Here is a 13077-nt window from a genome sequence, read left to right on the forward strand (position 1 = left end):
TTCCCCGGTTCCCGTCCGACGCCTACACTCCAAAACTAGCAGCGCTAATTAATAGCAGCGAGACCCGAGCAACGATCCGGAGCCGTATCGTGCGCACCGTCCACTTCGCCGCCGCCCGCCGCACCCCCATCGGCAGACTGCGCGGCGCCCTCTCCTCCGTCCGCCCCGACGACCTCGCCGCCGGCGTCATGAGGGGACTGCTCGCCGACATCCCCGCGCTCGACCCCGCGAGGATCGACGACATCTACTGGGGCGCCGCCAACCAGGCGGGCGAGGACAACCGCAATGTGGCCCGCATGGCCGCCCTCCTCGCGGGCCTGCCCGACTCGGTGCCCGGCGCGACCGTGAACCGGCTCTGCGCCTCCGGCCTCGAAGCGGTCACCACCGCCGCCCGCGCCATCGCGGCGGGCGAGGCCGACATCGTCCTGGCGGGCGGCTCCGAGTCCATGAGCCGCGCCCCCTTCGTGCTGCCCCGCCCCGACGAGGCCCTGCCGCACCGCATGGAGACGGCCGACACCCGCCTCGGCTGGCGCCTGACCAACCCGAGGATGAAGGACCTGCACGGCGTCCTCGCGATGGGCCGGACCGCCGAGGAGGTCGCCGAGCGCCACGGCGTCTCGCGCGAACGGCAGGACGCCTTCGCGCTGCGCAGCCACCGGCTCGCGACGGCCGCCCGCGAGGACGGCCACTTCGACCACGAACTGCTCCCCGTCACCCGGCCCGACGGCGCCGTCGTCGACACCGACGAGTGCGTGCGCGAGGACACCTCGTACGAGAAGCTCAGCGGCCTGAAGCCCGTCTTCCGCGAGGGCGGCACCGTCACGGCCGGCAACGCCTCGCCGATGAACGACGGCGCCGCCGGGCTGCTGCTCGTCAGCGAGGAGGCCCTGAACGACCTCGGCCTGGAATCCCTCGGCCGCTACGCCGCCGGCGCCTCGGCGGGCGTGCACCCCGACGTCATGGGCCTCGGCCCCGTGCCCGCCACCCGCAAGGTCCTCGACCGGCTCGGCTGGAGCGTCGCGGACGTCCAGGAGGCGGAGCTCAACGAGGCGTTCGCCGCACAGGCCCTCGCCTGCGTCGACGCCCTCGGCTTCGACCCCGACCTGGTCAACCCCTCCGGCGGGGCCATCGCCCTCGGCCACCCCCTCGGCTGCTCCGGCGCCCGCATCCTCACGACCCTGCTGCACCGCATGCGCCGCACCGGCGCCACCCGGGGCCTCGCCACCATGTGCGTCGGCGTCGGCCAGGGCAGCGCTCTCCTCGTCGAGCGCGGCTGACCCGGCGCCCGCGACCGCCGCCCCGCCGAGCGCGCCCCTCAGCGGGCGACCGTGGCGCCCGCCGTCTCGGGGGTGAACCCCTGCTCCAGGTCCTCGGCGAGCAGCCGCTTGGCGATGGAGTCGACCGCCGCGGTCAGCTCCTCGTCCGGCGGACGCCCGAGGTCCTTCTCGACCTCCTCGCCCAGCCACCGCGACCACGCCGCGGAGATCGCCCCGGCCTCGCGCTCCCCGGCCGGGGTGAGCGAGAAGTACGTACCCGTACGGGTCAGGAAGCCCTCTTCCACCATGCGGTCGAAGGCGGGCACCAGGACCTCGGCCGGAATCCTGCGCCGGGCCGCGATCAGACCGAGGCTCGCGTGGCCCACCATCCGGGTGAAGAGCGAGACCTGCATGACCGCCCAGGCGCCCGCGATGTCCAGCCGGGTGTCGGAGTCCCTGATGATGCCGCGCGCGGTGCTCATGCCGACGTTGCGGACGATGTGCGCGACGCTCCGCTGGAGGTGCACCCCGGAGTCCGAACTGGTCGGCTGCGCGAAGCCCTCGCCCATGTCGGGCGCGCTCTCGCGGGCGCTGTCGCGCAGCCGCACCTGCTTGAGGAACAGCGACACGAGGAACCCGAGCAGCGCCACGGGGACGGTCCACAGGAAGACGGTGTGCAGGGTGTCCGCGTACGCCCGCACCACGGGCGCCGCCGCCGCGCCCGGCAGCTCGTGCACCCCCTGCGGGCTCTGCGCCGCCTTCGTGATCGCACCCGGGTCCGCCGTCCCGGTCCGCGCGGCGTCCGCGATGCCGTCCTTGAGGTTCGGCGCGAGGGTGTTGGCGTAGATGGTGCCGAAGACCGCGGTGCCGAAGGAACTGCCCAGGGTGCGGAAGAAGGTGACGCCCGAGGTGGCGGTGCCCAGGTCCCCGTACGGGACGGTGTTCTGCACGGCGATGGTCAGCACCTGCATGCACAGCCCGATCCCGGCGCCGAGCACGAACATGTACAGCGACTCCAGCCAGGTGTTCGTGGTGTCGTCCATGAGGGACAGCAGGAAGAGCCCGAGCGCCATCACCAGGGAGCCGACGATCGGGAAGATCTTGTAGGTGCCGGTCTTGCTGACGACGTTGCCGCTGAAGACGGAGGCGATGAGGAGGCCGATCACCATGGGCAGCGTCCGCACGCCCGAGATCGTGGCCGAGTCGCCGTCGACGTACTGGAGGTACGTCGGCAGGAACGTCATCGCGCCGAGCATCGCGAATCCCACGATGAAGCTGAGGACCGAGCAGACCGTGAAGACCGGGTTGCCGAAGAGCCGCATCGGCAGCATCGGCTCCGCCGCCCGGGTCTCCACCACGCAGAACAGCGCGAGCGCGACGAGGCCGCCGACGAAGAGACCGAGGATCACGGGGGAGCCCCACGCGTACTGGTTGCCGCCCCAGCTCGTCGCGAGGATCAGCGCGCTCGCCCCGATCGCGACGAGCGCGATGCCGAGGTAGTCGATGACCGGACGCACCGCCGACTTCACGACGGGGATGGTGCGGGCCGCCGCGAGGACCACGACGATCGCGATGGGCACGTTGACGTAGAACGCCCAGCGCCACGTGAGGTGGTCGGTGAAGAGCCCGCCGAGCAGCGGCCCGATCACGGTGGAGACTCCGAAGACGGCGCCGATCGCCCCCTGGTACTTGCCGCGCTCCCGCAGCGGGATGACGTCGGCGATCAACGCCATGGACGTGACCATCAGGCCACCCGCGCCGATCCCCTGCATCGCCCGCCAGGCGATGAGCAGCGTCATGTTCGTCGACAGGCCGCACAGGAACGAACCGGTGATGAAGATGACCGCGGAGATCTGGAAGACGACCTTGCGGCCGAAGAGATCACCGAACTTGCCGACCAGCACCGTGGCGACGGTCTCCGCGAGCAGGTACGACGTGACCACCCACGACATGTGCTCCGCCCCGCCGAGGTCCGACACGATCGTCGGCAGCGCGGTGCCGACGATGGTCTGGTCGAGCGCGGCGAGCAGCATTCCCAGCACGATGGTGGCGAAGACGACGTTGCGGCGGCGACGGTCGAGTACGGGCGGCGCCTGTGCCTGCGCTGCGGCGGGGGCGGATTCCGGCGCCGGCTGCTCGGTGGTGGTCACACGGTCACCCTCACACCGGGGCGCGGCGGCTGCATGCGGGGCGAGTCCGCCCCGGTGACGAACCCGGCCCCCGGGCGCGGCCGCCCTCCTGCCCCGCCGCGCCGCTACGCCCCCGTGCCGCTGCCCTCCTGGCTCTCCCGCAGCCGCGGGGCACGGGTGTCCGCCTCCACCGGCCGCTGCTCGCGTGCGAGCTCCTCCGCCAGGGTCCGCGCCCAGTCGATCAGCTCGGGCACGCGGATTCCGTACGGCCGGGGGCGGCCCGTCTCCTCGGTCCAGGCGGAGACCGCCGCGGCCCCGCGCAGCAGCAGCCGTGCGCCACCCGTGGCGTTGCCGCGGGCCGCGTGGGTGAGGCCGACCGCGAGCTGGGCCATGCCCTGCCACAGGCCGCGCTCCTCCTCCGGGCCCGACTTCCACGCGTCCTCGAAGACCTCGTGCGCGTGGAAGGGCCGCCCCGTGTCCAGCAGCTCCTGCGCCTCGGCGAGGGACTCCCCGGGCGTGCGCACGACGCCCTCGGGCTGCCGGGCCACGCCCTCGGCGCCGTACGGGAGCGGCCTGCCGAGGCCGTCGCGCGGGCGCTGGTTGCGGGCGCGGCCCTCGGCGTCCCGGTCCCGGTCGCGGTCATCTTCGTACGGTCGCGGTGCAGTGCTCATACCTGGATTGTCGCGCGGACCTGACGACGGTCACCGGGGAACGGAGCACCCTCGGCCGTGGGGTAGAGTTCTTCTTGTGATCACGCGGGGCACCGCGGCGGACACACCGGGACGTGGCGCAGCTTGGTAGCGCACTTGACTGGGGGTCAAGGGGTCGCAGGTTCAAATCCTGTCGTCCCGACTCGAAGGAGTCGTAGGTCAGGCCGGTTTCGGAGACATCCGGAACCGGCCTTTCGCTTGTGCCGGCGGGGCCGGGAAGAGGCGGGTCATGGGGGCACCGCGACGCGGCACCATCGCCGACCGCGTCCACGCGACGAGGGACGAGCTGTTCGTCGGCAGGGAAGCCGAGCTGCGGCTGCTGCGCGACGCTCTCGCCGGGACGCCCGGGGCGCCGACCGTGCTGTACGTGCACGGTCCCGGCGGCATCGGCAAGACGGCGCTCCTGCGGCGCTACGCCCAGGAGGCGCGCGCCGCCGGCAGACCCGTCGTGCACGTCGACGGCCGGACCGTCCCGGGGACCCCGCCGGCCTTCGAGGCGGCGGCGGCCGGAGCGCGGGAGCCGGGGACGCTGCTGCTGATCGACACCTTCGAGCAATGCCAGGACCTGGAGGGCTGGCTGCACGAGGAGTTCCTGCTCGACCTGCCCGAGGACACCGTCGTGGTCGTGGCGGGGCGGCTGGCCCCGGACGTGCGCTGGTCCGCCGACCCCGGCTGGGCGGGGCTGCTCGCCCCGGTGCCGCTCGGTGATCTGGACGCCGGTGAGGCACGGCGCCTCCTGGTGCGGAAGGGCGTCGCCGCCGACCGCCACCAGCCGCTGCTCGCCTTCGCCGCGGGCCACCCGCTCGCCCTCGTGCTCGCCGCGCACGTCGCGGGGACCGAGAACGCCGGGCTCGTGGCGCCGGGCGACTGGACCCCCGCCCCCGAGACGATCGCGCACCTGCTGCGGCAGGTCCTCGGGGCGCTGCCCGGACCCCGGCACCGCCTGGCCCTGGAGATCTGCGCCCAGGCCCACCTGACCACCGAGACGCTGCTGCGCGCCGTGGCCGGCGAGGACGCGCCCGAGCTGTTCTCCTGGCTCAGGGACCAGCCGTACGTCGAGCACTGCGCGCAAGGCCTGTTCCCGCACGACGTCGTGCGGGAGGCACTCGCGGCCGACCTGCGGTGGCGCGACCCCGACGGGTACGACCGGCTGTACCGGCGCATCCACGCGCACCTCCTGGACCGCGTGGGCACCGCCTCGGCGGACGGGCTGCTGCACGCGGTGGGCGCCTTGCAGTTCCTCTACCGGTCCCAGGGCCACATGGCCGAGAGCCACGGGTGGCACACCCCCGGCCTGGTCGAGGACCGCCCCTACGACCCCTCGCTCAGGGCCGGTGTCCTCGCGCTCGCCGAGGAGGGCGAGGGCGGCGAGTCGGCCGAGGTGGTCAGGTACTGGCTCGACGCCAGGCCGCAGGACTTCCGGGTGCAGCGCCTCAGAGGCCGCACGCGCGCCGCGGCCTTCTCCGCCTGGCTGCGGCCCGCCCCCTTCCAGGGCCGGGCAGAGGACCCGGTGACCGCCGCCGCCTGGGAGCACGCCGCGGCACACGGCCCGCTCGCGCCCGGGGAGAGCATCGCCCTCGGCCGGTTCCACGTCCATCCCCAGCACTACCAGCGGCCCTCACCGGTGATGGACCTGATGCTCTGGCGCATGTTCGGCGAGCTGCTGCGGGACGCGCGGCCCTCGTGGTCGTTCATCGTGTTGCGCGACGACGGGTTCTGGGACGCGCACATGGAGTTCTGCGACATGACGCCCCTGCCGCGGCCCGTCACCGTCGGCGGGTCCGCGTACCGGCTCTTCGCCCACGACTGGCGGGACACGCCGCCCGGCGCCTGGCTGGCGGGCAAGCAGGAGGACATGCTCACGGGCGCGGGCGGCGGCCTCACCGTGGACCCCATCGCCTCCGGGCCGCGCGGGGAACTCGCGGGGCCATGGCCGCACGGCGAGGGGGACGGGCTTGCCGCGACGGGCACACCCACGCCGGACAGGGCGGAGTTCGCCGCCGCGGTCCGCTCAGCCCTGCGCGACCTGCGCAGGCCCTCCGCCCTTGCGGCCAACCCGCTGCGCGCCAGCCGCCTCGTCGCCGGGCACGGCATGTCCCTGCGCGAGGTGCTCACCAACGCCATCGCCACCCTGGTCACCGACCGCGACGGCGACAGGACGCACCGCGCCGCCACCATGGCGTTCCTGGAGGGTGCGCCGACCCAGGAGGCGGCCGCCCGACGGCTGGGGCTGCCGTACAGCACCTACCGGCGCCACCTGGCGGCCGCGACCGCGCGCATCGAGGAGATCATGTGGCGGCACGAGGAGGAGGGCCGCCCCCTCTCGCCTCCGTGAGCACGTCGTCGGTCCGCCCGCCGGACACGGTGGCCGACGAGCACCGCGGCCGACGAGCCGGACGCGCCGTCAGCGGCGGGACCCCGCCCCGGGGCGCAGGACCACCTTCCCCACACTCGCCCTGCCCTCCAGCGCGCGGTGGGCCTCGGCCGCCTCGGCGAGGGGGTAGCACCGCACCACGGGACGCAGCCGTCCCGTCGCCGCCCAGGACAGGGCCGTCTCCTCCAGCCCGCGGACGCCTCCGGGCAGTGCGAACAGGGACGGCCCCACCACCATCTCGGAGGAGATGCGGTACTTCTCCAGTTCGTCCGCGTCGAACCGGGTGAAGTGGCCCTCGTCGGACGCCCAGCCGAAGTACAGGTGCCGGCCGCCGGCGCCCAGGGACTCCGCGGCGGTCCGGCCGAGCCGGCCGCCCACCCCGTCCAGGACGACGGTGGAGGGGCGGCCCTTCAGCTCGTCGGCCAGCCGCTCGCGCCAGTCGGGCCGGGTGTAGTCGACGGCGCCGTGCGCGCCGTGCTCCAGCGCGAGCGCGGTCTTGTGCCGCCCGCCCGCCAGGCCCACGACCAGGGCGCCCGCCCGTCGCGCCTCCTGGACGAACAGGGTGCCCAGCCCGCCGGCCGCCGCCGTGACCACCACGGCGTCATCGGCCGAGAGGGCGGCCTGCCGCAGGACGCCGACGGCGGTGCGGCCCGTGCCGATCATGGCGACCGCGGCCGTGTCGTCGAGCGTGGCGGGGACCCGGTGCAGTGCCTCCACCGGGGCCACGGCGAGCGCGGCGTAACCGCCGTTGCGTTCGTGCCCGAGGTAGGCGACCACCCGCGCGCCGAGCCAGTCCTCCCCGACACCGGCGCCGACCGCTTCGACCACGCCCGCGGCCTCCCTGCCCGGCGTCATCGGCAGCCGCGGCAGCGCCATGCCCATCTCCCGCCCGGCGCGCAGCACGGTGTCCATGAGGTGGACGCCCGCGGCCGTCACCGCGATGAGCACCTCGCCGGGACCGGGCGAGGGAGGCGCCGTCTCCTCGTACACGAGGGTCTCCGGCGGCCCGAACTCGTACTGTCGTATCGCGTACATGCTGTGCCTCCCCCCCTTCAGCCGAGACGCGCGGCCAGCAGGCGCAGCACGTCCGCGGCCGGGGTCATCGCCCCGATGTCGGCGGCCGCGGACCGGGCCGCGGCACGGTAGGACGGTTCATCGAGCACCCGGGTGACGGCCTTGCCCGCGTCCCCGGCCCCGCCGATGACCTCGGCGGCGCCCAGGGCCGCGCACCGCTCGGCGTTGAGGGGCTTGTCCAGGCCGAGGGGCCAGATCACCAGCGGGAGGCCGGCGCCGAGCACCGAGAGCACGGTGCCCGCACCGCCTGAGCAGACGACCGCGTCCACGCCCTGGAGCAGGAGTCTCATCGGCACGAAGCCGGTGACGTGCACGCCGGGGCCCGACACGGGCAGCGTTTTGTCCGCCGCCGACGGCGGCAGGACGGCCACGACGTTGACGTCCAGGGCGGTGAGCGAGGTGATGATCTCCGTGAGCGCCCGGCTGTCGTCGACGATCGTGCCCAGGGTGACCAGCACCCGCGGGAGATGTTCCCTGCCGGGGAACGCGGGCGCTTCCCAGGCGGTGCCGGTCCCGGGCTCATGGGCCTCGGGGCGGACGGCGATCCGGCCGGCGGGGGCCTCCCAGCCGGCGCGCTGCAGGCAGTCGGGCCAGGGGTCGACCGTGGCGAACGGCGGGGCCGGCTCGATGCCGCGGGCCGCGGCGCGGGCGGCGGCCGCCGCCCGCATGGCCTCGGCGAGCGGAGCCTCCAGCGCGATGCCCACGCCGTGGGACGCCCACGGCACACCCAGGTGGGACGCGGCCAGGGGGCCGAGGAAGTCCGCCGTCTCGGCGATGACCAGGTCGGGTCCGAACTCGTGTGCCGCGTCGGCGCCCAGGTCGACACGGGTGCCGCCGAAGAACTCGCCGGCCGTGGCGGGGCTCATGTCCTCGGCGGCGTTCGCACCGGTCCTGCGGTGGAACTCACCCAGCGTCTCCTCGAGCGAGGCCCCCGCGGGGATCACCGGGGCGGGGGCGACGGAGTCGCCGAGGGACTCGTGGGTCAGGAAGGCCGTGGTGTGGCCGGCCTCGCGGGCGGCCCTCTCCAGGGGGAGCAGTGGCAGCAGGTGGCCGTAGGCCGGTGTGCCGGAGAACAGGATGCGCATCGAACGACGTACTTTCGGCTGGGGAACGTGGGTCCGGCCGGAGCGCCGTCCCGGCGCCCCGGGCCCGGCGCCCGTACGGATCGGGGCACCGGCCGCGCGGCCGGTCCCCCACCTCTGCTCCATCGTGCCGGTGGCGACTGCTCACCAGGGGCGGTGCGAGCCGCTCACCTCTGCTCACTTCCGCCGGGGCGCCCCCCGACCGGCGCTCAATCCACCGCCGCGTCCGCGCGCAGCCGGAGGTAGGCGGCCGTGAGACAGGTGTGCGCCGGGGGCAGGGCGAGCGCGGCGCACAGGAGCGCTGCCGCCGCCACCGGCGCGAGCTCTCCGGCCGCGTACGCGACGTAGGTGTTGGGCGTGACATGAGTGAGGGCCGTGTCGCGCACGACCGCGTGCAGCGGCGCGGCGGCCCGCCGCACCAGCAGCCAGACGGCGCCCGCGCACCCGGCGCCGACCAGGCAGGCGCCCAGGAGCCAGGGCCAGGCGGCACGCCGCCGCGTGAGCGACCACGAGCGCCGCAGCGCGGCCCCGGGGGCGAGGCCGTCCACCGCGCCGGCGGCCGGGGCCAGTGCCAGAGCCGCGCGCACCAGGACCGCGGCCGGGGCGAGCATCAGCACGATCCCGTTCGGGGTGAACGGCCCTTCGCTGCTGAACGGGTCGAGCCCCGTGCAGGCGTCCACCATGGAAGCCACGCCCAGGCAGAGGGCCCCGCTCGCCAGCGCGGCCGCCAGCACGAGGGCGCCGCGGAGCACGTGGACGGCGGCGACCCGCCCGATCCGGGGCCGGGTCCTCCGCCACAGCCGCCGTGCTCCCATGCGGCCGGCTTCCGTCGTGGTGACGCACAGCGCGCATGCCGTCTGCACCACGGCGCCGACGCCGCCCGCGATCAGCAGGACGGCGGGCAGCGCCCCGAGGCCCGGCAGCAGCACCGACTCGGGATGGGCGGGGTTGGAGTCCTCCGAGCGCCTGGCCGCGAGCAGGTCGTGCCACGCCTCGGTGAAGCGGGGCCAGGCCAGGCCGAAGGCCAGCGCGGTCGCCAGCAGCCCCGCCGCGCCGGCGAGCGCGACGGTGCAGAGGACGAGCACCGGCAAGGAGCCGCCCTGCTGCCGTACGGCGTCGAAGGCCGCTTTCCCGCTGCCTCCCGTGACGCGTTCCCCTCGACTCGGCCCCGGTCGCCTCATGCCTTCTCCATCTCCGTCCCGCTCGAAAAGCACGGCCGTCGCCCGCAAGCCGTCGGCCGCCCAAGACCCTAGGGGGCGCCGGAACGTTTTCGCTGGTCACTTGGGGTTCGACTTCTGTCCGCTCTGCTCGGTCGCCCCGGAGGCGCCCCCGACGGCCGGCCCTCGACTTGCCTGACTGGTAAGTTAAGTTCCATGAGTCCTCGGAAGAACACCAGAGACCTCCTCATGGAGAGCGCCGAAGCGGTCTTCTACGAGCGGGGCCTCGTCGCCACGAACGTGAACGCCGTCGCGCAGGCCGCAGGGGTGTCGAAGCCGACCCTCTACGCGCACTTCACCGGCAAGGACGAACTCGCCGCGGCCGCCCTGCGCCACCGCCACGAGCGCAGGGCCGCCGAGCTGGAGACATGGCTGGCCGGGGTGGAAGACCCCGCGGATCGCCCCTTGGCGGTGTTCTCGTGGCTGGCCGAGTGGTACGGGGGGAGCGGCCGGCGGGGCTGCGCCTTCCTCAACGCCGCGGCCGAGGTGACCGATGCCGACGCCCCCGTTCGCCAGGCGGTCCGGGAGGAGAAGGCATGGCTGCTGGATCTGCTTGCCGGCCTGTGCGCACGGGCCGGAGCGGTGCGCCCGGAACGGCTCGCCTCGCAATTGCTGCTGCTGGTCGACGGGCTGGCCGGGCGGGTGCTGGTGCGGGGGCCAAAAGCGGCTGCCGGTGCCGCGGCCGACGCCAGGGAGGCGGCCGAGGCGCTGATCGCGGCGGCCGTCGCGCGGTCATGAGGGCCGCCGCCACGGGCCGGGGCCTCGAACGCGGCTCCCGTCTGCTGGGCGGCCTCGCCCTGTACGGAGTTAGCACGGCGCTGCTGGTCCGTGCGGAGCTGGGCGCGGACCCGTGGACGGTGTTCGCCCAGGGCGTCGCCCGGAGCACCCGGATGAGCCTGGGCGCCGTCGTCCTTCTCGTCTCGGCCGCCGTGTTCGCGCTCTGGCTGCCGCTGAAGCAGCGTCCCGGCGTCGGGACGCTGGCCAACGCCGTCCTCGTCGGCCCCGTGCTGGACCAGGCGCTGAAGGTGATACCTCCGCCGCAGGCGCTGCCGTGGCGGATCTGCCTCCTCGGTCTCGGCACCGTCGGCATCGCCGTCGCCACGGGTCTCTACGTCGGCGCCGGCCTGGGCCCCGGCCCCAGGGACGGTCTGATGACCGGGCTCGCGCGGCTCGGTGTGCCGGTCCTCCTCGCCCGGACCGCCATCGAGTGCTCCGTCCTGGCCGGCGGATGGCTGCTCGGCGGCACCGCGGGCGTCGGCACGGCCGTCTACGCGCTGGCCATCGGGCCGCTCGTGGCCTGCTTCCTGCCACGGCTGGCGGTCGGGCCCGCCCGCAGGACGGGGGCGGACGCGGCCTCCGGGTCCGGTCTCATGTCAGGGGCGAGGCGAACTGGGTGCCGATCGTGCGCAGGAGCGCCAGGCCGTGGTCGTCGCTCGATCCCGGGACGGCGCTGTAGATCACGGTCCGCAGGCCGCTGCCCTCCACGGTGAGGACGTCGCAGTCCAGGGTCAGCGCCCCCACCTGCGGATGCATGATCGTCTTACGGCTGGAGGTGTGGTGCGCCACGGCGTGCTCCTGCCACAGGCGGTCGAAGCGGGGGCTCACCCCGCGCAGGTCGGAGATGAGGGTGCGCAACGGCTCGTCGTCGGGGAAGCGTCCGGCGGCGGCGCGCAGGTCCGCGACGGCGGCGGCCTCGAACGCGGCGTCCTGCTCGGCGGTGGCCACCACCCGGGAGGGGAGACCGGTGAAGTGCCGCCACAGCAGGTTCTGTTCGCGTGCGGTTCCCTCCGTCATGTCGCCGAGCAGCGCCGTCAGCAGGCTGTTGGCGGCGACCGTCTGCCAGGTGGCGTCGAGGACGAGGACGGGGGTGTCGGCGAGCCGGTCGAGCATGCGCTGCACCCCGGGGGTGAGGTGCCTGGTGACCGGGCGGGCCCGCGGGTCGGCGTGTCCGGCGAGCCGGAACAGGTGGGCGTTCTCCTCGTCCGACAGGCGCAGCGCCCGCGCGAGCGCCTCCACCACGGAGGCCGACGGATGCCCGGCGCGCCCTTGTTCGAGCCGGGTGAGGTAGTCCACGGAGAGCCCGGCGAGCCGGGCGACCTCCTCGCGCCTGAGCCCGGGGGCGCGCCGCACACCGCCCGCGGGCAGTCCGGCGCTCTGCGGGTTGAGGCGGTCGCGCCAGACGCGCAGGCAGCGGGCGAGTTCTCGACGGTCCATGGCTCCATCGTCGCTCACGGCCACGAGAACAGCCTGGCCCTGCGGGACCCAGGCAGACCAGGTCTCTGGTGGCGGCGCCGGGCCGGCCGCAGGGTGGGGGAGACGGCCGCCGAGGAGTCCCTCGCGCTGTTTCCCACCACCACACTTACGGAGTGTTCTCATGACCACGCATGCCAACCGCAACCCCGCCCCCCTGACCCTCGAAGCACGCCGTCTGGAGGGCAAGGTCATTCTGATCACGGGTGCGTCCGCCGGCATGGGCGAGGCCGCCACCCGGCGCTTCGCGGCCGAGGGCGCGACGGTCGTCGCGGGCGCCCGGCGCGTCGACCGGCTGGAGGCGTTGGCGGCCGAGGTCTCCACCGCGGACAACGAGGTGATCGCCGTTCCCCTCGACGTGACCGACGAGGCCTCCGTCGAAAGCGCGGTGGCCACCGCCGTCCGGCGTTTCGGCCGCTTGGACGGAGCGCTCAACGCGGCCGGTGTCACGAGCGACGGAACCCTCGTGCACGACAAGCCCACCGAGGTCTACGACCGGATCATGTCGGTCAACGCCAAGGGTGTCTTCCTGTCCATGAAGTACGAGATCCCCGCGCTGCTCGCCGCGGGCGGGGGGTCGATCGTCAACGTCTCCTCCATCGGCGGCATGGTGGGTGTGGCGGGCATCTCCGAGTACGTGGCCTCGAAGTGGGCCGTGAACGGCCTCACCAAGAGCGCGGCCCTCGAACTCGCCTCCATGAACGTGCGCGTCAACGCCCTCGCGCCGGGCTCCACACGCACCGAGATGTGGGACATGCTCCCCGCCGCCATGCAGGACCACCTGGCCTCCATGTCGCCGATGAACCACGTGGCCCCGGCCGACGACATGGCGCGGGCCGCCCTGTTCCTGCTCTCCGACGAGAGCCGCTGGACCACCGGCGCCGTCCTCCCCGCGGAGGGCGGTCACCACGTGGGGCGCTGAGTCCGGCCGGGACCGAGGGGAGCTGGGCACAAGTGGCAGGGGGCGAGCGGGAACTGAGCGGAA

10 protein-coding genes, 1 tRNA gene and 1 pseudogene are annotated in these 13077 nt (G+C 74.4%); 6 read left to right on the forward strand and 6 right to left on the reverse strand.

Annotated features, from left to right (window positions below; translation table 11 throughout):
- Window positions 1–89: 89 nt before the first annotated feature.
- The gene (locus tag DCW30_RS14700; RefSeq protein ID WP_076683062.1) at window positions 90–1277 is read left to right on the forward strand and encodes a thiolase family protein; all 1188 of its coding nucleotides are present in this window, start codon (window positions 90–92) and stop codon (window positions 1275–1277) included.
- 38 nt (window positions 1278–1315) lie between these two features.
- Here DCW30_RS14700 and DCW30_RS14705 read toward each other — a convergent pair whose 3' ends face one another.
- Window positions 1316–3406 carry an MDR family MFS transporter gene (locus tag DCW30_RS14705; RefSeq protein ID WP_076683060.1) on the reverse strand — a complete coding sequence of 697 codons (2091 nt, stop codon included), beginning with the start codon at window positions 3404–3406 and terminating at the stop codon, window positions 1316–1318.
- 104 nt (window positions 3407–3510) lie between these two features.
- The gene (locus DCW30_RS14710; RefSeq protein ID WP_062781365.1) at window positions 3511–4056 is read right to left on the reverse strand and encodes a DUF309 domain-containing protein; all 546 of its coding nucleotides are present in this window, start codon (window positions 4054–4056) and stop codon (window positions 3511–3513) included.
- Between the two features lie 107 nt (window positions 4057–4163).
- Between DCW30_RS14710 and DCW30_RS14715 the strand changes: the two genes are divergently transcribed.
- Both DCW30_RS14715 and DCW30_RS14720 read left to right on the forward strand, forming a co-directional pair.
- A tRNA-Pro gene (locus DCW30_RS14715) sits at window positions 4164–4237 on the forward strand.
- 87 nt (window positions 4238–4324) lie between these two features.
- Window positions 4325–6430 carry an ATP-binding protein gene (locus DCW30_RS14720; protein WP_079249896.1) on the forward strand — a complete coding sequence of 702 codons (2106 nt, stop codon included), beginning with the start codon at window positions 4325–4327 and terminating at the stop codon, window positions 6428–6430.
- Window positions 6431–6499: 69 nt separating this feature from the next.
- Here the strand turns inward: DCW30_RS14720 and DCW30_RS14725 are convergent, their stop codons facing one another.
- From DCW30_RS14725 to DCW30_RS14735, 3 genes are all read right to left on the reverse strand, one after another.
- Entirely contained in the window at window positions 6500–7504 is a 1005-nt protein-coding gene (locus DCW30_RS14725; protein WP_076683059.1) for a zinc-binding dehydrogenase, read from the reverse strand.
- 17 nt (window positions 7505–7521) lie between these two features.
- Complete coding sequence (locus DCW30_RS14730) at window positions 7522–8628, reverse strand: glycosyltransferase (protein WP_076683057.1); 1107 nt, start codon at window positions 8626–8628, stop codon at window positions 7522–7524.
- Between the two features lie 206 nt (window positions 8629–8834).
- Window positions 8835–9806, reverse strand: coding sequence for a hypothetical protein (locus DCW30_RS14735; protein ID WP_123985572.1), 972 nt, complete (start codon window positions 9804–9806; stop codon window positions 8835–8837).
- Window positions 9807–9998: 192 nt separating this feature from the next.
- Between DCW30_RS14735 and DCW30_RS14740 the strand changes: the two genes are divergently transcribed.
- A complete protein-coding gene (locus DCW30_RS14740) occupies window positions 9999–10580 on the forward strand; it encodes a TetR/AcrR family transcriptional regulator (protein WP_076683053.1) in 582 nt (193 codons plus the stop codon).
- Window positions 10577–11140 (forward strand): annotated as a pseudogene (yczE, locus tag DCW30_RS38350) (membrane protein YczE); the annotation flags it as partial. The gene DCW30_RS14740 and the pseudogene yczE, both read left to right, overlap by 4 nt.
- Before the next feature lie 70 nt (window positions 11141–11210).
- Here the strand turns inward: yczE and DCW30_RS14750 are convergent.
- On the reverse strand, window positions 11211–12056 hold the full coding sequence (locus tag DCW30_RS14750) for a helix-turn-helix transcriptional regulator (protein ID WP_076683051.1): 846 nt from the start codon (window positions 12054–12056) through the stop codon (window positions 11211–11213).
- A 160-nt stretch (window positions 12057–12216) separates the two neighbouring features.
- Here DCW30_RS14750 and DCW30_RS14755 point away from each other — a divergent pair, with 160 nt between their 5' ends.
- Complete coding sequence (locus DCW30_RS14755) at window positions 12217–13014, forward strand: SDR family NAD(P)-dependent oxidoreductase (protein ID WP_062781381.1); 798 nt, start codon at window positions 12217–12219, stop codon at window positions 13012–13014.
- Window positions 13015–13077 lie beyond the last annotated feature (63 nt).

The sequence above is a fragment of the Streptomyces alfalfae genome (assembly GCF_004127445.1).
Taxonomy (GTDB): domain Bacteria; phylum Actinomycetota; class Actinomycetes; order Streptomycetales; family Streptomycetaceae; genus Streptomyces; species Streptomyces alfalfae.